The organism is Shinella sp. 20P9.1.1 (assembly GCF_057798995.1).
Genome location: NZ_JBYOLC010000019.1, coordinates 21,016 through 40,852, shown reverse-complemented (window position 1 = coordinate 40,852; position 19,837 = coordinate 21,016). Strand labels below are relative to the sequence as shown.

Below are 19,837 nucleotides of genomic sequence, written 5' to 3'. Positions count from 1 at the left end.
CGGAACGCAGAGGAGATTGCGATGGACGCCTTCATTCAGGACTTCGAGAATTCGGACCGGCTTCGCCGGCGCGCGCACCAGATCATCCCGGGCGGCGCGCATACCTATGCCAAGGGCGACGACCAGTATCCGGTCCTGTCGCCGGGCTTCATCGTCAACGGCTACGGCTGTCACGTGTGGGACGTCGACGGCAATGCCTATATCGAATACGGCATGGGCAACCGTGCGGTCGGTCTCGGCCACGCCTATCGTCATGTCGTGGAGGCCGTGGCGCGCCAGCTGGAATTCGGCTGCAACTTCACGCGGCCCGCGCGCATCGAGATCGAATGCGCCGCGACCTTCCTGCAGATGGTTCCGGGCGCCGACATGGTCAAGTTCTGCAAGGACGGCTCGGATGCGACCTCGGCGGCGGTGCGTCTTGCGCGGGCGGCGACGGGCAGGGACCTTGTCGCGCGCTGCCGGGATCATCCGTTTTTTTCTACCGACGACTGGTTCATTGGCACGACCGAGATGAATGCGGGCATTCCCGAGGCCGTCCGCGACCTGACGCTCGGCTTCCGCTACAACGACCTCGACGACGCGCGCGATCTGTTCGCCCGTCATCCGGGCAGGATCGCCGCCCTCATTCTCGAGGCCTCGCGCGGCGACGAGCCGGCAGAGGGCTATCTGCAGGATCTGCAGGCGCTTTGCCACCGTAACGGCGCGCTGTTCATTCTCGACGAGATGATCACCGGCTTCCGCTGGGCGCGCGGCGGCGCGCAGGACTATTACGGGCTGCGGCCGGATCTCTCCTGCTTCGGCAAGGCGCTCGGCAACGGCTTCGCCATCTCGGCGCTCGCCGGCAAGCGCGAATTCATGGCGCTCGGCGGCATCGAACAGACCGAGAGGCCGCGCGTCTTCCTATTGTCGACCACCCACGGCGCTGAAACCCATGCGATGGCGGCGGCGATCGCGACCATGCATGTCTATGCGCAGGAGCCGGTGATCCCGCATCTTCGTACTCAGGGACTGAGGCTCAAGGCCGGCATCGAGCAGGCGATTGCCCGGCACGGCCTCCAGCGCTTCGTCGGTGTCACCGGCCATCCCGCCTGCCTGTCCTATTTCACCAAGGACAGGACCGGCTTGCCCTCGCAGGCGTTCCGGACGCTCCTGTTGCAGGAAACCATCCGACGTGGCGTGCTCGCGCCGTCGCTGGTGGTGAGCTACACGCACGGCAACGACGAGATCGACCAGACAGTGGAAGCTTTCGACGGCGCGCTCGGCGTCTATCGCCTCGCCCTCGACCACGGCATCGAGACCTACCTGGTCGGACGCCCCTCCGGCGTCGTCTTCCGCCGCTACAACACCGCGCCCGAGCCTTGCACCGGCGAGCCGGTGGCGAAGGCGAAGACCGCCTGACCTGTCCGAAAGCGGTAGGGCGGGCTGTCGATACGCCTTTCGGGTAAGTGCCGCCGTCTTTGTCGTCAATCGTGGTCCGCCCTGCCGCGCCGTAGCATCTCTTTCAGCAACGAAGCCGGGAGATGCGGACATGAAGGTGCTTGTGACGGGACACCAGGGTTATATCGGCGCCGTGATGGTGCCGATCCTCCTTCGGGCTGGGCATGAGGTGCACGGTTACGACAGCAAGCTTTATCGGCGCTGCGCCTATGCGCCGGGCGGGCCGATGACCGAGGTTCCCTCAATCCTGAAAGATGTCAGGGACATCACGCCCCAGGATCTCGAAGGCTTCGATGCCGTCATCCATCTCGCGGCGCTGTCGAACGACCCGCTGAGCAATCTCGATCCCGACGTCACCTACGACATCAACCACAAGGGCAGCGTGCGCGTCGCGCGGGCGGCCAAGGAGGCGGGCGTCGCTCGCTTCCTCTTCGCCTCCTCCTGCAGTAACTACGGTCTCGCCGGTGAGGACCTCGTTGCCGAGAACGCGCCGCTCAATCCCGTGTCGGCTTATGGCCGCTCCAAGGTGATGGCGGAGGCCGATATTGCCGGGCTTGCGGATGCCGGCTTCTGCCCGGTATTTCTGCGGCCAGCGACGGCCTACGGCCTGTCGCCTATGCTGCGCTTCGACATCGTGCTGAACAATCTTGTCGCCTGGGCTGTCACGCGGGGCGTCATCCTCTTGAAGTCGGACGGCACGCCCTGGCGGCCGATCGTCCATGTCGAGGATATTTCCGGCGCCTTCCTGGCAGCCCTCGAAGCGCCCGCGGAAGCAGTCTTTGCCGAAGCGTTCAATGTCGGCAGGACGGAACACAACTATCAGGTCCGCGACATCGCCGACGTGGTGGCGCGTACCGTACCGGGCTGCCGGCTGGAATATGCCAGCGAGGCCGGGCCGGATTCGCGCTCCTACCGCGTCGATTTCGGCAAGATCGCGCGGACCCTCCCGGCCTTCCGCCCGAAATGGGACGTGTTGGCCGGGGCCGAGCAGCTCCATGACGCCTATCGCGGCGCCGGCCTCACGCTTCAGGAATTCGAAGGCCCGCGCTATCAGCGCATCGGCCATATTCGCGCGCTTCTCGCCAGCAACACGATCGACCGGCACCTCAGGTGGCGGCCGGTGGCCAAGGCCCCGGCGGACATGCTGGCGGCGCGCGCCTGAGGGATGGCAATGAACGAGGCGGCCCGGATTTCCCCATCGGTGGACGGCGCGGCCGATATCGGCGACGAACTCCATGCGCTCGTCTCCCGGCTCTTTCCGATCGGCCGCAGCATCACGGGCGAGGGCGTGCGCCGCACGCTCGCGATCCTGTCGGATCATATCGACCTCGCGGTCCGCGAGGTGCCTACGGGCACGGAGGTCTTCGACTGGACGGTGCCGCAGGAGTGGACGGTGCGCGACGCCTATGTCCGCGCGGCGAATGGCAAGGTCGTGGTCGATCTTGCCGTATCCAACCTGCATCTCGTCGGCTACAGCGAGCCGGTGGCGCGCCGCATGCCGCTTTCCGAGCTTCGCAGCCATATCCATACGCTGCCGGACCAGCCGGACCTCATTCCCTACCGGACCAGCTACTACAGCCGGAGCTGGGGCATCTGCATGACGCATCGCGACTATCTGGCACTGGAGGAAGGGGACTACGACGTCTTCATCGACACCACGCTCGCCGCCGGCGCGCTCAGCTATGGCGAGGCCTTCCTGCCGGGAGAAACCGAGCGCGAGGTGCTGCTGACCGCCCATATCTGCCACCCGTCGCTCGCCAACGACAATTGCTCCGGCCTTGCGGTGCTCGCGCTCGTCGCCAGGGCGCTTGGCCGGCGCCGCAACCGGTTCGGCTACCGTTTCCTCTTCGCGCCGGGCACGATCGGCGCGCTCTGCTGGCTTGCCGGCAACGAAGAGCGGCTTTCGCGCATCGATCACGGCCTCGTCGTCTCCTGCGTCGGCGACGGCGGCGGACCGGTCTATAAGCGCAGCCGCCGCGGTAATGCGATGATCGACCGAGCCATGGAGGCCGTGCGGTGTGACGGCCGGACGGTGACGATGCTCGATTTCAGCCCCTTCGGCTATGACGAGCGGCAATTCTGCTCGCCGGGCTTCGACCTGCCGGTCGGCCTGCTCCAGCGCAGCGCCTTCGGAACCTTTCCCGAATACCATACCTCGGCGGATAATCTCGATTTCGTGCGGCCGGAGCATCTTGCCTCCTCCTTTCGCATGATCATGGACATCATCGATGTAATTGAAACCGACCGGGTACCCTTAAATCTCTCGCCGAAGGGGGAGCCGCAGCTCGGGCGGCGGGCGCTCTATTCGGCGACGGGCGGCCACAAGACGACGCCCGATATCACCATGGCCTATCTCTGGGTGCTGAACCTTGCCGACGGTAGCCATTCCCTGCTCGATATCGCCTGCCGCTCTGGTTTGCCGTTCTCGGCTATTGCCGCCGCCGCCACGCGGCTTGAGGAGTGCGGGCTGCTGGGTGACGCTCAGGCATAATGGTCGGATTCCGCAAGGAGCGGCCAGTTCCCATCCTTTTCCGACATCACGGCCGGTTTTGCCGGCCAGTCTATCGCAAGGGCGGGATCGTCATGGCGCACACCGGCCGCGGCCGCCGGCTCGTAACGCGCGGATATGAGGTAGCCGACGACGGCATCCTCAGTCAGCGACAGGAAGCCGTGGGCGAAGCCTTCCGGAATATAGAGCTGGCGCATGTTGTCGGCGCTGAGTTCCGCCGCCGTCCAGCGGCAATAGCTGCGCGATTGCGGGCGCAGATCGACGGCCACGTCCCAGATCGCCCCCTTCAGGCAGGACACCAGCTTGACCTCCTGGTGCGGTGCGCGCTGGAAATGCAGGCCGCGAAGCGTGTGCTTCTTGACCGAACGGGAAAGGCTGTGCTGGACGAAACGATGTTCGAGGGCCAGCGCTTCCATTTCGTCGATACAGAAGGTCCTGGCGAAGGAGCCCCGCTCGTCTGTTATCGGCGACGCTTCGATCAGCCACACGCCGTCGAGATCGGTCCTGCTGAACAGCATCGGTTTGTCCTTTCCTGCCTTCCCCCGATCCTGACGGATGCAACCCGTCTGCCAAGTGCGGTTTCCGGCGTATTGCAAAGGCCCGGGCGGTAGGATGGTGAACGTTCGCTTACGCGCGTTTCATAGTGCTACGCCTTTCGGACAGGTTCGGTGTTCGCAAAGTAGTATGGCAGGCTTCGTATTCCGCGCCTAATCTGGCACCCACGTCGAGAAACGGTCCCTTTACGGATAGGCTATCTTCGATCGCCTCCTCCTTCGGTCTGGACCGAGTATCTCCTTGGAGGCGTTGCCATGAGTTTTCAGGCCAGCCATTCACTTTCGCAATCTCACAGCCTGTCGCTCAGGCCGGCCTGCCGGCTGTGCGGCAGAACCTTGAAGCACACCGTCGTCGATCTCGGCATGTCGCCGCCGTGCGAAAGCTTTCGCCAGGAAAGCGAACTCGGCCTGATGGAGGCATATTATCCATTGCATGTGCGCGTGTGTGAGGAATGTTTGCTGGTGCAGCTGGAGGAATATGTCAGCCGGGAGAGCATCTTTGAGGAGTATGCCTACTTCTCCTCCTACTCCACGAGCTGGGTGGCGCATGCGGAGCGCTATTGCGACCGCATGATCGATCGCTTTGCCCTCCACGCACACAGCTTCGTGGTCGAGATCGCCAGCAATGACGGCTATCTCCTGCAGCATTTTGTGGCGCGGGGAATTCCCGTGCTCGGTATCGAGCCGGCGATCAATGTCGCCGAGGTGGCGATTGCCCGCAACATCCCGACGAAGACCGCCTTCTTCGGCAAGCGAATTGCCGGCGACATGGCGGCAGCCGGCCAGAAGGCCGACCTGATCGTCGCCAACAACGTGCTGGCGCAGGTCCCCGACCTCAATGATTTCGTCGGCGGCATGAAGCGCATCCTCAAGCCCGAGGGTGTCGTGACGCTGGAGTTCCCCCATGTCGCGACGCTGATCGCGCAGAACCAGTTCGATACCATCTACCACGAGCACTTCTCGTATTTTTCCCTGTTCACGGTGCAGGTCGCCGCCCGGCTGCACGGCCTGGAGATCTTCGACGTCGAGGAACTGCCGACCCACGGCGGGTCGCTGCGTGTCTATCTCGGCCATGCCGGCCGCTCGGGCGTGATCAGCCCTGATGTCGCGGCGCTCCTGGAACGGGAACGCCGGTCCGGTCTGCATGGCGTGGAGGCCTATACGTCGTTTGCCGCGCGCGCCCGCCAAGCCAAGCGCAACCTCCTCTATTTCCTCATCAGCGTGAAGGAGAGGGGGGCGAGCATCTGCGGCTACGGCGCGCCCGGCAAGGGCAACACGCTTTTGAACTATTGCGGGATCGGCACGGATTTCCTCGATTTCACCGTCGACCGCAATCCCTACAAGCACGGCCGGTTCACGCCGGGCATGCACATTCCAATCCTGCCCGTCGAGGCGATCGATCGCCACCGGCCGGATTACATCCTGATCCTGCCCTGGAACCTCAAGGCCGAGATCGTCGCCCAGATGCGCCATGTCGGCGAATGGGGTGCCAAGTTCGTCGTTCCCATTCCCGAGGTCGCCATCCTCGATCCGCTGGAGGATTTGTCATGAAGGTCGTGCTCTTCTGCGGCGGGCGGGGAACGCGCATCCGCGAATATTCGGAAGCCGTGCCCAAGCCCATGATCCCGCTCGGCGCGCAGCCGATCCTGCGGCATGTCATGCAGTACTACGCCTCCTACGGCCACGACGACTTCACGCTCTGCCTTGGCTACAAGGCCAATGTCATCAAGGACTTCTTCCTGAACTGCCGGCCGCAGACGTTCTCGGATTGCATCGTCTCCGGCGAGGGGCGGGTCGAGCTGCTCGGCGAGGCGCAGGAGCATTGGCGCATCGCGCTGATCGATACCGGCATCTGGCGCAATATCGGCGAACGGCTGTGGGCCGTGCGGGAACAGGTGCGGGGGGAGCGCATCTTCCTGGCCAATTACAGCGACGGCCTGACCGACGTCGACCTCGACGACATGGTCGCCCGCTTCGAGGCGAGCGGCAAGCTCGCCTGTTTCCTCGCGGTCCGGCCGCCGCTCACCTATCACCTCGCCGATATCGACGATGCGGGACGGGTGCGGGAATTCCGCTCGTCGGACACGTCGGAGATCTGGATCAACGGCGGCTATTTCCTGATGCGCAACGAGATCTTCGACTACATGCTCGAGGGCGAGGAGCTGGTGCTCGAACCCTTCGAGCGGCTGATCAAGGACGACATGCTGATGGCCTACAAGCACGAGGGCTTCTGGCGCTCCATGGACACGCTGCGCGACTGGCAGATGCTGGAGGAAATGGTCGAGCGCGGCGAGATGCCGTGGGTCCGCCAGACGGAGGGAGAGCGCATATCCAGGCTGCGCAGGGTCGGCCGGCCATGAAGACGCTGCCCCTTGCTTCCGCCGGGCATCGGTTGCGGATCCTCTGCCTCGGCGCGCATGCCGACGATATCGAGATCGGCGCGGGCGGCACGATCCTTGGCCTGATCGCGGCCGGCGTGGAACTGGAGGTCCATTGGTGCGTTATGAGCGCGTCCCAGGAGCGGGCTGCCGAGACGCGCCAGGCTGCCGCCGCTTTCCTCGCAGGCGCGGCTTCCACCACCGTAGAGGTCTGCGGCTTCGAGGACAGCTACTTTCCCAGCCAGAGCCGGGAGATAAAGACTTTCATGCTGGCATTGCGTGATAGGGTCGAGCCGGACGTCATTTTCACCCACAGCCGCCGCGATGCCCATCAGGATCATCGGGAGCTCAATAAGCTCACAACGAATATATTCCGGGACCACTTCGTCCTAGAATATGAAATCCCGAAATGGGATGGAGACATCACGGAGCGCAATGCCTACGTGCCTCTGCCCCCGGGTGTCATCGATCGCAAGATCGATCTGCTCATGGAGCATTTTGCGACGCAACGGTCCAAGGACTGGTTCCACGCGGATGTCTTCCGGGGATTAGCCCGCATGCGCGGCATGGAGTGCCGATCGCCCTCGCTTTTCGCGGAGGCTTTCACGGTGCGCAAGATGGCCCTCGCATAGGGCAGACAGCACGGATCGACGCAGACCCAGACTCGTAATTCTGACCAGGAAATTAGTGAGGGGTACCATGGCGAGAGACGACGAAGCGGATTTCAACGAAGAGTCGATCGATATTTTCCGGACAAGGAATTCGGTCGCCAGCGACCCGCGCGCCGAGTCCAGGGAGTACATCGACCGGCAGCAGCCTCAGCAATATGCCGCAAGCGACTATGTCGCGATCTTCGACAAGCGGAATCTCGACCGGGAATGTCTCGCCAACAGCCTGCATTCGCATCGCATCGGTATCAGCGTCTTCACCTTTTCAGGGCTTGCCGCCTGGCAGCAGGGCAAGGCCAACCTCGGCACCCTTCGCGCCAGCCTCGTCAACATCGGCAGCAGGAATGTCTCCGAGCCCGATCTCAGGGATGAAATCACGCAGCTCCTGACGACGCTGGAGCCGGTGCCGGTGGTGGTGCTGTCCGACAACCAAACGCTCGACCATGTTCTCGAGGTCATCGACCTCGGCGTCCACGGCTTCATCCCAAGTTCCGTCGATATCGATATCTGCATCGAGGCGATCGGGCTTGCCATTGCCGGCGGGCAGTTCGTGCCGGCCAGCAGCGTGCTTGCGATGCGCGGCCTTCTCGGCAGCTATCCGCAAAAGGTCTGCGGCCGATCCGCGTTCACGGTGCGCCAGGCCGCGGTCGCCGAGGCGCTGCGCCGCGGCAAGGCGAACAAGATCATCGCCCGCGAACTCAACCTCTGTGAAAGCACGGTGAAGGTTCACATCCGCAACATCATGAAGAAGCTCGGCGCGACCAACCGCACGGAGGTCGCCTGCAAGGTCAGCGAGATCATGTCCGACGAGATCTATCAGAACAGCCGGGCGTGACCCGGCTCCCACAACAGGAATTCAGTCATGATCTGGTCAGAGAAACCGGCCGCCCCGGAGGAGTTCGTCCTTCCCCGGGTCCTTACCGTCATTGTCGAACGCCGGTGGCCCATTCTGGCCTGTCTTGTCGCGGGTGTAGCGATTGCGGCCATCGGCTATCTCGACCAGCCGTCGCGCTACGGTGCCGAGGCGGTGCTGGCACTGGACATGCGCAAGTTCCAGGCCTTGCCGACGGAATCCGTCGTTTCGCCGCTGCCGCAGGAAAGCCCGGTGCTGCGCACCGAGGTCGATATCATCAGCTCCCGCTCCATGGCCGAGAGGGTTCTGGCCGATCTGCAGGCGGAGGGTATCGATGCCGCCAAGGGTTTTGGCCTGACGACGGAAAACGGGGCCGGCCAGGCGGCGCTGTCCGACCGTATGAACCGTGCCGGCACCGATCGGCGTGTCCTTCTCGACAGCCTCATCTCTGGCGTCCGCGTCACCAATGACGGCCGTTCCTACACGATCTATGTCGCCTTCAGCGGCATGGAGCCCGAATTTACCGCCGCGGTCGCCAATGCCTATGCTGAGGCCTATATCAACTATCAGGTCGATGTGCAGACGACGGCGACGCGGCGGGTCAGCGACTGGCTCGGAACGCGCCTCGTCAGCCTGCGCAGCGAACTGGAGCGCTCGGAACATGCGGCGACTTTGTTCCGCGAGAACTCCGGTATCGCCAAGTCGAACGGCACGACCCTGCTGTCCCAGCAGATCGCCGGCCTGAACACCGAGCTGGCACGGCTGAGGGCCCAGCTTGCGGGATCGGTCGCGCGTCTCGCGACGGCCGTCGACATGTCGGATGGAAAAACCGGCCTTGCCCTTCCGGAGGTGCTGAATTCAGCGGCGATCCAGCAGTTGCGTACCGAGGAAGCCCGTCTCAAGCGCCAGCTTGCCGCGATCAGCGAAAGCGGCGCGGTCAAGAACCCGCAAATTCCGGAACTGACCTCGCAGCTGGAGACGATCCAGGCGCAGATCGGCGCGGAGGTAGAACAGATCGTCGATAGCCTGCGCACGGAAATCGAGATCACGCGACGCCAGAAGACCGGTCTCGAGGCGAGCTTGAAACAGTTGCAGGCGGAGATGTCGAACGCCAACGAGGCGATCGTGCAGGCCGACCAGCTCGACCGCGAGGCCAGTGCAAACCGGGCGATCTACGAGAGCTATCTCACGCGCTACAAGCAGACGATCGAGCAGGACGGCATCGCGATGGCGGAGGCGCGCATCATCTCGCGCGCGGTGCCGTCCGGATCGCCATCCAGCCCAAGCGCCTCCGCCTGGCTCATAGGCGGGCTGGTGTTCGGCCTCGCGGCCGGTGCGGTTGCGGCGCTGCTTCTCGAATTGCGCGCCAGCTTCCAGCGCCGTCCCCATCCGGGCGAAAGCCGTGCCGTCGTCCCGCACGATCTTGGAATGCCGGAACGTCGTCCCTTCATCGCCGACTATCCCGGCCCGGCGTCCGAGGTCAGGAAACGTATGGAAACGCCTGTCGACAGGCCCTCTATCGTCGGGATGTAAGGTAAAAGCACCATGGCACGCATCCAAGCCAATCATCTGGCCCAACGGCGTATTCTACGCCCAGCCGTTTTTGCCTGCCTCCTGCTCCTGGCGGCTTCGGTTGCGCCGGCAAGCGCCCAGAACCAGGGCTACACGGTGGCCAGCGGCGACGTGTTGCGCGTCACGGTCTATGGCGATCCGGGATTGAGCGGGTCCTTTCCCATCGGCACGGACGGTACGATCGGCTATCCGCTGCTCGGCAACGTCGCCGTAACAGGCAAGGGCGTCGACGAGGTTCGACAAGCCATCGATGCCGGGCTGAAGGAGCATATCGCCAACCTGTCGGTCGCGGTCGTCGTGGAAGCCTATGCGCCGGTCTTCGTCGTGGGCGAAGTCCAGAAGCCCGGGCGCTACGAGTTCCGTCCCGGCATGATCGCGCTCGAGCTTTTCGCGCTGGGCGGCGGGCAGAAGGAGGTGCTGGCGCAGGGCGACAATGCCGGCGTGCGGCTTGCCGGACTGCGGCAGGATTATGCCGATCTCGGCGTGCAGCTTCTCGGGCAGGACGTGAAACGGGTTCGCCTCGAGGCGGAGCTGAACGGCCAGCCCTTCACCTATCTGCCGAGTGAGGAGATCGGCACCCCGGACCCGCGCATCGTCCGCCAGGTCGTGGACGCCGAGCGCACGCTGTTCGAGCTTCGCCGCGCGACGCTCGACGCCGAGCTCAAAAGCCTGGAGCAGCAGAAGGTCGGCTATCTCGACGAAATCGACACGCTGGAGAAGAGCGGCAAGCTGCGCGATGGCGAACTCACCTTGCTGGACGAGGACGTGAAGCTCGCCCAGAGCATGGTGGAGCGCGGTTTGACGCCGAAGACGCAGCTGCGTGACAAGCAGCGGGAGATATCGGCGACCAACCGCGACGTGCTGGAATTCGGCTCCTTCCTCGCCCGCGCCCGACAGAACCTGACGGTGATCGATGGCCGTCTCAAGTCGCTGCGCGGGCAGCGCCGCGGCGAGGTGGCGGCGGAGCTTCGCGAATTGAACATCGATATCCTGCGTCTTCGCCGCAAGATGACCTACAGCCTGCAGGCGATGGCCGAGGCTGGCATCGCCTTTGATAAGAAGGACGGAACGCGACAGGCGGCCTACCGCTTCTCCGCCGTGCGGATGATGGATGGAAAGTACAGCGAAGTCACGGTCGGCCAGACCGACCCGGTGCGCGCCGGCGACATCCTGCGGGTGAGCCTTGTCCTTGATGAAGGCGACGTTGCAGCGCGCTGAGGTCTATCGCAGGACCTTGGAGAGAAGGGAGCGCATGCGCGGCACCGTATCGGGCCGGTGCAGCAGATAGCCGAGCGGCGGCAGCACGGCGGTGGCCGGCGCCATGCGGAAGGCGAGCATCAGCAGCTTCCACGCCTGCCTGTTTCCCCGCAGCGCATGTGACACCGCCGACCAGTAGGCGCGCTCGGCAATGCCGCGCCGGGCGCGGCGGCGCAACGTCTCCGCCCCGTCGAGCCACCGTCCCTCATGGTAGAAGAAACTCTCGGCCGCATCCGCCGTATGGCGGATGTGCAGGATCTGGTGCGCCCACAGGTCCGTCGACCGGTTCGCGTCGTGGGAGCGGATGCCGGCCTGGATGCAATCCAGTTCAGCGACGGTTCCGTGCAGGGCAAGCCGCAGCCAGAGTTCGTAGTCATCGCTGTGCGGCAGGGCCGGCCGATAGTGGCCGGCGCGTTTCTGCACGCTCGTGCGCACGACGATGGACGGTCCGGGAATCTGGAAGACGCCGAGGCGGCAGAAACGCTCGATGAAGGCCCGCCCCGTCATCAGCGTGACCGGCGGGTCTCCGGGCTGCGCTTCGATGTCGGGGATCGGCACGTCGCCCCGGATCGCCACGTCGCGGCCGTAGGAGAAGGCGATGCCGCGGTCCCGTTCCATGACGGATGTCGCCCGGCGCAGCGCGCCCGGCACCAGGAAATCGTCGGCGAAGAGCAGGAGAAAGTAATCGGCCCGCGCCCAGTCGATCCCCGCATTGAAGGAGGCATGCGGTCCGAGATTTTCCGACCGCAGCAGCAGCTCCACCCGCGGGTCGCAAAAGGCAAGCCGCTCGGCGACCGCGACGCTGTCGTCCGTCGAGGCATTGTCGACGATCAGGACGCGTACATCGTGCATGTCCTGCGAGAGCACGCTTTTCACACAGGCTTCGAGATAGCGACCGTAATTGTAGTTCGGAATGACGACATCGACGCTCGGCATGGCTCAGGCTCCCGATGCAACGAGAAACCGGCGCAGGCGGCGGGCATGGTCGCGGCCGGCGGCGAGCAGGATATGCAGTTCGACGAGGAACGGGTGGCGCGTGGCGAGCAGCCCGATCAGCCAGCCGACGCCGGCAAGGAGGATCGCGGCGCAAAAGCCAGGCAGGCCCGCGTCTGGATGTCCGGGCAGTGCCAGCAGCACGACCGGCCCTGCCAGCGAGAAACCGGTGACGACGGCGCTCGGCATCAGCGCCGTGAGAAGGCCAAGCAGGGAAAAGCGAACGTGGCGATGCACGAAGACGAGCGCGACCAGCATCTGGAGGGGAAGCGAGACGAACTGGCTGAGCGCCATTGCCATCACACCGTAGAGGCTGGCGGCGCAAAGGATGCCGGCGGCAAAGCAGCGCGAGACAAGGCTTGCGAGGAACGCGTCCCGGTTCCGGCCGAGCGCCAGGAGAAGCGGCCCCGTCACGATGACGGGCAGCCAGAAGACGGCGGCAAGCGCCAGAATGCGCACGACCGGCACGGCCTGCGCCCATTGCGGGCCGAGCACGATGCCCACGATCGACGGCGCGAGAAGCGAGATCAGCGCCGCACCCGGCCAGTAAAGAACCGACAGATAGGCGAGCACGCCGAGATAGGTCTTCTCGATGTCGCGCCCCTCCCGCACGCGGCTTGCCAGCGCCGGAAAGGCCATGCTGTGGAAGGCCGACATGATGATGCGGTCGGGTATGCCGCACAGGGCATTCGATCGGTTGTAGAGCGCGACCGATGTCATCGAGGCGATGCGGCCGAGGATCAGCTGCGGCACGGTCTCGTGGATGCGCTCCACCACGAGTGCGGCCCCCTTGAACAGGCCGAAGGCCAGCACCTCGCGCCAGCGCGCAAGGCCGGGGCGGAAGATCGCCGCTGCGGGGAACGGCGAACAGGCAACGGCCAGCACCGCGAGCGTGAGCGACCCCGCAAGCATGCCCCATGCGAAACTGACGGGACCGAAGCCGAGGATGGCGAGCGCGATCGTGGCAAGCGCGGTCGTCAGCGAAACCGCCGTGCGGATGCAGGCGAGTGCGCCAAAACCCATCTCGCGCCGGAGCAGGGCGATGACGGGCTGGGCGAGGGACTCGGCGAGCCCCGCCGCCGCTGCGAGCAAAAGGAAGAAGGAGAGGTCCGGCGCGGCATAGAAGCGGGCGACGAGGCCCGACAGGGCGACGAGGGCGGCCGCGATCACCGCGCTGACGGCGACCTGAAGCGTCAGCGCGGTGCGCAGCGCCTCGGCATCGACGGTGTTGCGCTGGATGAGGAATTCCGGCGTGACGAATTCGCGGGCGGAGAAGGCGACGACGGCGATTGCCAGACCCGTCACCGCCTCGCCGATTTCGCCCGGCGTCAGGATGCGGGCCATGATCACCAGCACCGTGAAATTGATGAGGAGCGCGAAATACTGCTCCAGCGATGCCATAACATAAGCGCGTCGGACCATGCTGCTCACGCTTTCCGGAAAGGGCTGGGGGCTTCTGGTTTCTGGGGCATGGGCTTCACTCCGCCGGTTGCAACGAGGATAGGCGCATGGGGGACGGTGGCCACTTGTCCATTCAGCGTAGGGCATCCTGTGCAAGGGGTAGGGTTTTCGCGCGGCGAGCGACCAGCACCTGTGCGAGAAGCAGATCCTGCTGCCGGACAAGCTCCGAGCGGATCGCCGCGTTGCGCCGGGCAATTGCGTTTTCGGCGGCGGCAAGGTCGGCGAGCACGGTGTCCACCTGCAGCAGGACTTGCCCGGCGTCGAAGCTCTCGATGTGGTGGCAGAAATCGGCCCGGCCGAATTCGGTCATGAGTTCGTCGTTCTTTTCCGCATAGCCGAGCGACAGCGCCGGCCGGTCGAGCTTGAGGGTGCAGAGCAGGTTGTGAAAGCGCGAGACGATGGCGAGATCGACCTTCAGGATCTCATCCATGACCGCATGCAGCGAGATGGTGCGGGCAACCGAAAGGTGGCCGTGGGCCCCGTTTTCCAGGAGGGCGGCAAGGATGTCGTCAAGAGCCTGCTCGTCGGATGTATCGCCCATGAAGAGGCGCACGTCATGTCCGTCGTCGAGCAGCCGGCGGGCGATCGCCGCGATCTTGTCCACATAGGTGCGGTATATATCGTCGCCGTTCGCATGGTCGCGCTCCCAACCCCGATAGCGCATGACGCCGATGCCGATCGTCGCGGGTTTTTGCCGGCGCAGCTTGTCGTCGGAGCGGACGGGCTCGCGCAATCCGAAGGCGAGGTCGGGGAAGCGGTGGTCCGAAGCGGTATCGATGCCCAGACCCTGGACGTACCGGAGGGAAAAGTCGTCGCGGTAGGAGCGGTAGCTGGCCATTCGCGCCGCGGATGTGAGGAACCATCGGCTGAGCGCGCCACGGATCGGGCCGGCGCCGATGCTGACGAAGGCGATGCGGGCGCCGCGCAGCCGCGCGGCAAGGCACCACCAATAGATGATGAACGGCCAGCCGAACGGCGTTTCCTGGAAGTCGTCGAGGATGCCCGTCCCGGGGATGACCATCACGTCCACGCCGCCGAGCACCCGCAGGATCGACACGAGGCTGGCGAGCCGCCCATGGATCCGCCCTAGCCTCCCATCGAACCAGCGCAGAAACGGGTGGACGAAGGCCGCGCCGCGAAGGCCGGTCACCTCAAGCGCGAAGCGCTCGCCGATCGCCACGGGATTGGAGCAGATGCACAGCAGGGCCGCATCGGGGCACGCACGGCGCAGGAAGACGAGCATCGCTTCCAGCGAGCCGTCATTTCCCGAGTTTCCGGACCCGAACTGCCCGAGCAAGGCGATCTTCATGGAATGTCCACCGCTGTCGATTGGGATCTGAAGGGATTGCCAAAGCGGCCGCACTATCGCGCCGTGACGCGGTGCGGAAAACGCGGATATTCGGCGACCAGGCATCCGCCGAAAGCGGTAGGGAACCGACCGCCTCCTGCGAAGGGCCGCTTGCGCCCTCCAAGGCCCAGCTTCCGCGACGGCGCATCCGGTTGGACAAGGGAGGCAGAGGGCCGCCCATGAAGATCGCCTATTTCGTCCTGCCGCATCTCGGCGGCACCTATACCGTGTTCCGGCACCTGCGCGCCGGCCTGGCGCCTGATGGCATCGAGCTTTGCTGGCTCGGCCTGACGCCCGCCGGGCAAGGCCTTCCCGCCGGAATGGAGCGGGAAGCCGCGTTCGGCACGCTCGTCGAGGCAACCGCTTCGGACGATGGCAAGAGCACCGCCCGCCTGATGGAGCGGGCAATCCTGGCCGGCGGCTTCGACGGCGTCGTCGTCAACGTGCTCAGCGACCGTGTGCAGACCAATATCGTGCGCTATCTTCCCCCCTATCTCCTGCGCCTTATGGTCGTGCACAACATCACGCCGGGAACCTATGCGGCGGCGGCGGCGATCCGGCCCTATGTGCATGCGACGGTCTGCGTCTCGCAGCGCTGCCGCGACGACCTCGTAAAACGCCATCATTTCCCCGCCGGGCGCACCTTCGTCATTGCGAACGCCGTTTCCCTGGAGGCCTTTCCCGCAACCGACCGGCCGCCGCGGCCGGTCGGGCAAGGGCTTCGCCTCTTGTTCCTCGGGCGGATCGAGGATGCCTCGAAAGGGGTCCTGTGGCTGCCCGATATCCTGAAGCGGCTGCCTGCGTCGTCGACATTGACGATCGCCGGAGACGGACCGGATCTCAAGCGGCTGAAGGCCGCCATGCCGGGGGTGACGCCGCGCGTCGTCTATGCCGGGGCCGTCGCGGCGGATGCCGTGCCAGCGTTGCTGGCGGCCCACGACATCTTCCTCATGCCGTCCCGTTACGAGGGCCTGCCGATGGCACTGGTGGAGGCCATGGCCGCCGGATGCGTGCCTGTCGCCTCGGCGCTTCGCGGCGTCACGGATATGATCGTGGAGAATGGACGCGACGGGCTGCTCTTTCCGGTCGGCGACACGGCGAGGGCCGCCGCCATCGTCCGCGCCCTGGACAAGGACCGCGCGCAGCTTCACGGCCTTTCGCTCGGCGCGCGCCGCAAGGTCGCGGGTGCCTTCACGGTGGAGCGCATGGCGGCGCAGTATGCTGCGGTGCTGCGCGATATCGCGGCAAACCCGCCGCCGCTCGCGGCCCCCCTTGCGCTGGACGGTTGGTCGATGCCGCGCGGCCTGCGGGCCGGCCTGCGCACCTTCCTGCCACGGCCCCTGAAGAATTGGCTGCGGGGCGTTCGGGAGCGGCTTTGAACCGCGGTGCCGGCCAAAGGAGCGGATACGATGCGAACCATTGCCTTTTCCATGCGGCTCTGCCTCGTGCTGCTTGCCTTGCTGGCCGGCCCTGCCGCGCCCGCCAGCGCCGAGGTACGCTTTCCGCTGCGCATCGCCGCCGCAGGCACCTATCTGGAGGACGCGGCCGGAAAGCCCTTCCTCATCACCGGCGATGCGGCCTGGTCGCTGATCTCGGACCTGCCGGCGGAAGATGCGGATCTCTACATCGCCGATCGCAAGGCGCGCGGCTTCAACACCATCCTGGTCTCGCTGATCGAGCATGAATTCGCCCGCAACGCGCCGAACAATGCCGCTGATATCCCCCCGTTCCTGGTGCCCGGCGATTTTACGCAACCGAACGACCGCTATTTCTCCGATGCCGAACATGTGCTCGACGCCGCATTCCGGGCCGGCATGCTGGTCCTGCTGGCGCCCGCCTATGCCGGCGCGAATGGCGGATCGCAGGGCTGGTATGGTGAGATGGCGGCCGCCGGTCCCGATGCGCTGCGCGCCTACGGGCGCTATGTCGGCAAACGCTATGCCCGCTTTCCCAACATCGTCTGGGTGCAGGGCGGCGACTATGACCCGCCGGACCGCGCGCTGGTTGAGGCTCTGGCAGCGGGCATCGCGGAGGGCGCTCCCGGTGCGATGCAGACTGTGCACGGCAACCGCGACACGGCGACCGCCGCCTATTGGCCCGGTGCCGGATGGCTCGCGCTCGATACGGTCTATACCTACGAGGACGTCGCCACCGCCGTGCAGGCACGCTACCGCGCCGGCCCGCATCGGCCCTTCTTCCTGATCGAAGCGCGCTACGAAGGCGAGCATGGGGTGGAGGCGGCCGAGATCCGCAAGATCGCCTATGGCGCCCTCCTGTCGGGCGCGAGCGGCCAGGTCTTCGGCAACAATCCTGTCTGGCATTTCGGCGGGCCCGCGCTCTACGACACGCCCGCGGGGTGGCGTGAGGCGCTTGCCAGCCGGGGGGCTGAGAGCATCGGCCATATGGCGAGCCTGTTCGCACGCTTCGACTGGTGGAAGCTGAAGCCCGACGACGGGCGGTTCGTGCGTCGTGTCGAAGGTGCGGCATCCGCTACCGCCATAACGGCCGTTGCGGGCGACGGAACCTTCGCGGTCGCTTACATCGACGGTGCCGCCGCGATCGACCTTGATCCGTCGGTTCTTACCGCACCGGCTGGGACCATCGAATGGTACGATCCCTCGACCGGAGCTAAGCTACGGTCGGAGCCCGAAGCCGATTTGCGACGAGTGGTGGTTCCTGCATTGTCGAATGCGTCGGATGTTGAAGATTGGCTTGTAGTTTTGCGGGCGGGAAAGCGGTCGCGGAGCGAATAGAGTATTCGTCTGCCCTGCATTTTTAAAGAAAGTTTCTGCCGTCTGTTCGCTCGGTCTTCGATGTAAGAGAAGGAGTGGCTTTGCATCACAACGATACTCGCACCACCGTGTATAGTTGCAGTTTGTCGTTCAGAAGGCCGTGAAGCTGCTGTTTAATGATCGGCTCGATCGTGTTTGAAGATAGCCGCTACCGGATGCCCTTGACGTCTGCCTCGTTAGGGGGCGACGCGTAATAACGATAAAGACAACCGTGGTTCTGCGTCTCGGAAAGTAGCAGGCTGCGGCCCCTGTCATCGCAGAGCAGTCGCCCTAGCAGATGTCGATCTCGAGTGTTCGTGGCGGAGCGCCTGTTTGGCGACTGGGTTGCTGGAGCGGCTGGCATCTGGTGAAAGAGTTCGCCGTCATAACGGCCGGCGATTTATGGGGTGGCGGGTGCGCCGGACTTCGGGATTTCAACATCGCGCGCCAATGCCTCATCAATTTCCGCCGCCGACACCTGCAAGAACTGCCGCTTGGCAATCTTCACCGCGATTGCGGGAATCTCAAGGTGGGTACCCACTCGCCGGTAAGACGCGAAGCTCAGGCCTTCGATCAACTCCTCGTCCACGACGAGACGGTAGGTGCCGGCTTCCAGCGGTTCAACCAGGGAATTTAGGTTGAACGGGTGCATGAAAGTAATTTCGGTTTCTGTGGTTCTTTCGGTCATTTCCGTTGATTTCCAATTTGAGCCGAACCTGGAACAAGCGATCTGCCGGGTTCTGGCGGGGATATGTGCGTGAAGACCCGCATAAGCAGGCGCCTATTCCAGGCGATTTGGGTTCGCCGATCCGCCCTCATTTTCCCAGACGTCGAGACCGTTGTTGCGGTTCTTGTGCAGGGATGCCTGCGAAAGAGGATATCTATCGGTGCAGATCATCGCCCCTTGTATCAGGCGAACCAGATGACGGGCTTCTCTATTCTCTACGCCAGACTTGGCGGGAAGGTTCCGGGTCTCATAGTTTGCGTCCTTGAGGATTTGCGGCAAAGCGGTTCGCTGGCGGTTTGCATCGGTCAAGGCGCCTTTGAAGACAAGGATCACCATACCCATCCCTCGATCAGGATATAGAGTATCATCGCAAGACTTGCGGCGGAGAGAGCGTATCCGATGAGGTCGGCGAAACGATGCTTGTTCTGCTGGCGGAAGATGGAAGACATGATGTCCTCCTCGCATTGGGGCCAGGGCAATCAACCCTTAAACAGCAGCGCCCGTAAGATGGCTGCTGGAACAATCACAGTGAGCTGCCTCCTCTTTATTAGCAAGGAATCAATTGCGTTCGTTTGGTGGCATCCGTTGAGACTGTTGCGGTCCGGTGACGCGGTCATCTTGCTAAGTTAATGAAAATCCATACGGATTTGTTTTCGCCTTGGTGCTTCGATTGGAAGCGAAACCATAGATGAAATCCAGAGATATTTTTTTATTTAAAAATACAAGCCAGCATTCGCATTTCTGTGCTATAGTGATTTTAAATTTAGAGCTCCAAGTGTGCGCAATTTCGATGGAAATTTGCAATTACGAGCTTTGTTTTTCTCTCGATTTCAGAAGAATATGCCGTTTTTAACGGCGATTCGTAGTTTTTTATTTTTTTGACATGGCGAAGCTTCTCGCAGATCGGGGTCGAAATCTCCGTGTCGGAGAGGCGCGCAATTCACATATCGCAAGGAGTTGTCATGAGTCTCAGTTTTCCAAACCAAAGCCGAAGCTATGAAGAGGCTGGCAAGCGTATCCGCTTCATTGGTCATGATGGCATGTTCGAGATTCCGTTCTTCGCCGGGTCGGACCTATTCCCGGGAGTGACATCCGAAGCCGGTTATCTCAGGGCTTTCGACGATGCCCGCGTCTCCGTCTACAATGCCGCCCGCCGCGCTTATTCCGCCGCCCGCAAGCCGGCCTACGTCCTGACGCGCGCCGATTTCGGCTGAGAGCGCCGAACACCGGAGCAGAGCTTCGGCGACCCTTCACATCCCCAGAACGATTGCCGGTTTCGCCCGGCCGGCTGCCTGGCCGCATCCGGGCA

At 64.0% G+C, this 19,837-nt stretch carries 18 protein-coding genes; 12 read left to right on the top strand and 6 right to left on the bottom strand.

Annotated features, from left to right (window positions below; all coding sequences use genetic code 11):
* Window positions 1-21 precede the first annotated feature (21 nt).
* The 3 genes from AC27VQ_RS23860 to AC27VQ_RS23850 all read left to right on the top strand — a co-directional run bounded on the left by AC27VQ_RS23860 (window position 22) and on the right by AC27VQ_RS23850 (window position 3,928).
* Window positions 22-1,398: a glutamate-1-semialdehyde 2,1-aminomutase gene (locus AC27VQ_RS23860; RefSeq protein WP_488718274.1), complete on the top strand. Its 1,377-nt coding sequence runs from the start codon at window positions 22-24 to the stop codon at window positions 1,396-1,398.
* A 130-nt stretch (window positions 1,399-1,528) separates the two neighbouring features.
* Complete coding sequence (locus AC27VQ_RS23855; protein WP_488718273.1) at window positions 1,529-2,599, top strand: NAD-dependent epimerase/dehydratase family protein; 1,071 nt, start codon at window positions 1,529-1,531, stop codon at window positions 2,597-2,599.
* Window positions 2,600-2,608: 9 nt separating this feature from the next.
* Window positions 2,609-3,928 (top strand): DUF4910 domain-containing protein, encoded by a 1,320-nt coding sequence (locus tag AC27VQ_RS23850; protein WP_488718272.1) that lies wholly within the window; start codon window positions 2,609-2,611, stop codon window positions 3,926-3,928.
* Here AC27VQ_RS23850 and rfbC read toward each other — a convergent pair.
* Complete coding sequence (rfbC, locus tag AC27VQ_RS23845; protein ID WP_421590704.1) at window positions 3,919-4,464, bottom strand: dTDP-4-dehydrorhamnose 3,5-epimerase; 546 nt, start codon at window positions 4,462-4,464, stop codon at window positions 3,919-3,921. The two genes, AC27VQ_RS23850 and rfbC, sit on opposite strands and share 10 nt — an antisense overlap.
* Before the next feature lie 291 nt (window positions 4,465-4,755).
* Here rfbC and AC27VQ_RS23840 point away from each other — a divergent pair, with 291 nt between their 5' ends.
* The 6 genes from AC27VQ_RS23840 to AC27VQ_RS23815 all read left to right on the top strand — a co-directional run bounded on the left by AC27VQ_RS23840 (window position 4,756) and on the right by AC27VQ_RS23815 (window position 11,189).
* A complete protein-coding gene (locus AC27VQ_RS23840) occupies window positions 4,756-6,051 on the top strand; it encodes a methyltransferase domain-containing protein (RefSeq protein ID WP_421590706.1) in 1,296 nt (431 codons plus the stop codon).
* Entirely contained in the window at window positions 6,048-6,860 is an 813-nt protein-coding gene (locus tag AC27VQ_RS23835; protein WP_488718271.1) for a glucose-1-phosphate cytidylyltransferase, read from the top strand. Before AC27VQ_RS23840 ends, AC27VQ_RS23835 begins: the two co-directional genes overlap by 4 nt.
* Window positions 6,857-7,510 carry a PIG-L deacetylase family protein gene (locus AC27VQ_RS23830; RefSeq protein WP_488718270.1) on the top strand — a complete coding sequence of 218 codons (654 nt, stop codon included), beginning with the start codon at window positions 6,857-6,859 and terminating at the stop codon, window positions 7,508-7,510. The genes AC27VQ_RS23835 and AC27VQ_RS23830 overlap by 4 nt, the downstream gene beginning before the upstream one ends.
* Before the next feature lie 67 nt (window positions 7,511-7,577).
* Window positions 7,578-8,381 (top strand): helix-turn-helix transcriptional regulator, encoded by an 804-nt coding sequence (locus AC27VQ_RS23825; protein ID WP_488718269.1) that lies wholly within the window; start codon window positions 7,578-7,580, stop codon window positions 8,379-8,381.
* Window positions 8,382-8,408: 27 nt separating this feature from the next.
* A complete protein-coding gene (locus AC27VQ_RS23820; protein WP_488718268.1) occupies window positions 8,409-9,932 on the top strand; it encodes a GumC family protein in 1,524 nt (507 codons plus the stop codon).
* Between the two features lie 12 nt (window positions 9,933-9,944).
* Window positions 9,945-11,189, top strand: a complete 1,245-nt coding sequence (locus AC27VQ_RS23815) for a polysaccharide biosynthesis/export family protein (RefSeq protein WP_488718267.1) — start codon at window positions 9,945-9,947, stop codon at window positions 11,187-11,189.
* Between the two features lie 3 nt (window positions 11,190-11,192).
* On the opposite strand, the gene AC27VQ_RS23810 is transcribed toward AC27VQ_RS23815, so the two are convergent.
* From AC27VQ_RS23810 to AC27VQ_RS23800, 3 genes are all read right to left on the bottom strand, one after another.
* Window positions 11,193-12,164 carry a glycosyltransferase family 2 protein gene (locus AC27VQ_RS23810; RefSeq protein WP_488718266.1) on the bottom strand — a complete coding sequence of 324 codons (972 nt, stop codon included), beginning with the start codon at window positions 12,162-12,164 and terminating at the stop codon, window positions 11,193-11,195.
* Between the two features lie 3 nt (window positions 12,165-12,167).
* Window positions 12,168-13,643, bottom strand: a complete 1,476-nt coding sequence (locus AC27VQ_RS23805; RefSeq protein ID WP_488718265.1) for an oligosaccharide flippase family protein — start codon at window positions 13,641-13,643, stop codon at window positions 12,168-12,170.
* A gap of 112 nt (window positions 13,644-13,755) precedes the next feature.
* Entirely contained in the window at window positions 13,756-14,991 is a 1,236-nt protein-coding gene (locus AC27VQ_RS23800; RefSeq protein WP_488718264.1) for a polysaccharide pyruvyl transferase family protein, read from the bottom strand.
* Window positions 14,992-15,209: 218 nt separating this feature from the next.
* Between AC27VQ_RS23800 and AC27VQ_RS23795 the strand changes: the two genes are divergently transcribed.
* Entirely contained in the window at window positions 15,210-16,409 is a 1,200-nt protein-coding gene (locus tag AC27VQ_RS23795) for a glycosyltransferase family 4 protein (RefSeq protein ID WP_488718263.1), read from the top strand.
* Between the two features lie 30 nt (window positions 16,410-16,439).
* Complete coding sequence (locus AC27VQ_RS23790) at window positions 16,440-17,783, top strand: glycoside hydrolase family 140 protein (protein ID WP_488718262.1); 1,344 nt, start codon at window positions 16,440-16,442, stop codon at window positions 17,781-17,783.
* Between the two features lie 418 nt (window positions 17,784-18,201).
* Here the strand turns inward: AC27VQ_RS23790 and AC27VQ_RS23785 are convergent, their stop codons facing one another.
* Both AC27VQ_RS23785 and AC27VQ_RS23780 read right to left on the bottom strand, forming a co-directional pair.
* The gene (locus tag AC27VQ_RS23785) at window positions 18,202-18,489 is read right to left on the bottom strand and encodes a hypothetical protein (protein WP_313532575.1); all 288 of its coding nucleotides are present in this window, start codon (window positions 18,487-18,489) and stop codon (window positions 18,202-18,204) included.
* A gap of 93 nt (window positions 18,490-18,582) precedes the next feature.
* Window positions 18,583-18,864 carry a hypothetical protein gene (locus AC27VQ_RS23780; RefSeq protein ID WP_488718261.1) on the bottom strand — a complete coding sequence of 94 codons (282 nt, stop codon included), beginning with the start codon at window positions 18,862-18,864 and terminating at the stop codon, window positions 18,583-18,585.
* Between the two features lie 626 nt (window positions 18,865-19,490).
* On the opposite strand from AC27VQ_RS23780, the gene AC27VQ_RS23775 reads away from it, so the two are divergent.
* A complete protein-coding gene (locus AC27VQ_RS23775) occupies window positions 19,491-19,742 on the top strand; it encodes a DUF1488 family protein (RefSeq protein ID WP_313532573.1) in 252 nt (83 codons plus the stop codon).
* Window positions 19,743-19,837 lie beyond the last annotated feature (95 nt).

Coding starts and splice junctions, on each gene's coding strand:
- AC27VQ_RS23860 (WP_488718274.1), top strand. CDS start 22: ATGGACGCCTTCATTCAGGACTTCGAGAATTCGGACCGGCTTCGCCGG.
- AC27VQ_RS23855 (WP_488718273.1), top strand. CDS start 1,529: ATGAAGGTGCTTGTGACGGGACACCAGGGTTATATCGGCGCCGTGATG.
- AC27VQ_RS23850 (WP_488718272.1), top strand. CDS start 2,609: ATGAACGAGGCGGCCCGGATTTCCCCATCGGTGGACGGCGCGGCCGAT.
- rfbC (WP_421590704.1), bottom strand. CDS start 4,464: ATGCTGTTCAGCAGGACCGATCTCGACGGCGTGTGGCTGATCGAAGCG.
- AC27VQ_RS23840 (WP_421590706.1), top strand. CDS start 4,756: ATGAGTTTTCAGGCCAGCCATTCACTTTCGCAATCTCACAGCCTGTCG.
- AC27VQ_RS23835 (WP_488718271.1), top strand. CDS start 6,048: ATGAAGGTCGTGCTCTTCTGCGGCGGGCGGGGAACGCGCATCCGCGAA.
- AC27VQ_RS23830 (WP_488718270.1), top strand. CDS start 6,857: ATGAAGACGCTGCCCCTTGCTTCCGCCGGGCATCGGTTGCGGATCCTC.
- AC27VQ_RS23825 (WP_488718269.1), top strand. CDS start 7,578: ATGGCGAGAGACGACGAAGCGGATTTCAACGAAGAGTCGATCGATATT.
- AC27VQ_RS23820 (WP_488718268.1), top strand. CDS start 8,409: ATGATCTGGTCAGAGAAACCGGCCGCCCCGGAGGAGTTCGTCCTTCCC.
- AC27VQ_RS23815 (WP_488718267.1), top strand. CDS start 9,945: ATGGCACGCATCCAAGCCAATCATCTGGCCCAACGGCGTATTCTACGC.
- AC27VQ_RS23810 (WP_488718266.1), bottom strand. CDS start 12,164: ATGCCGAGCGTCGATGTCGTCATTCCGAACTACAATTACGGTCGCTAT.
- AC27VQ_RS23805 (WP_488718265.1), bottom strand. CDS start 13,643: ATGGTCCGACGCGCTTATGTTATGGCATCGCTGGAGCAGTATTTCGCG.
- AC27VQ_RS23800 (WP_488718264.1), bottom strand. CDS start 14,991: ATGAAGATCGCCTTGCTCGGGCAGTTCGGGTCCGGAAACTCGGGAAAT.
- AC27VQ_RS23795 (WP_488718263.1), top strand. CDS start 15,210: ATGAAGATCGCCTATTTCGTCCTGCCGCATCTCGGCGGCACCTATACC.
- AC27VQ_RS23790 (WP_488718262.1), top strand. CDS start 16,440: ATGCGAACCATTGCCTTTTCCATGCGGCTCTGCCTCGTGCTGCTTGCC.
- AC27VQ_RS23785 (WP_313532575.1), bottom strand. CDS start 18,489: ATGACCGAAAGAACCACAGAAACCGAAATTACTTTCATGCACCCGTTC.
- AC27VQ_RS23780 (WP_488718261.1), bottom strand. CDS start 18,864: ATGGTGATCCTTGTCTTCAAAGGCGCCTTGACCGATGCAAACCGCCAG.
- AC27VQ_RS23775 (WP_313532573.1), top strand. CDS start 19,491: ATGAGTCTCAGTTTTCCAAACCAAAGCCGAAGCTATGAAGAGGCTGGC.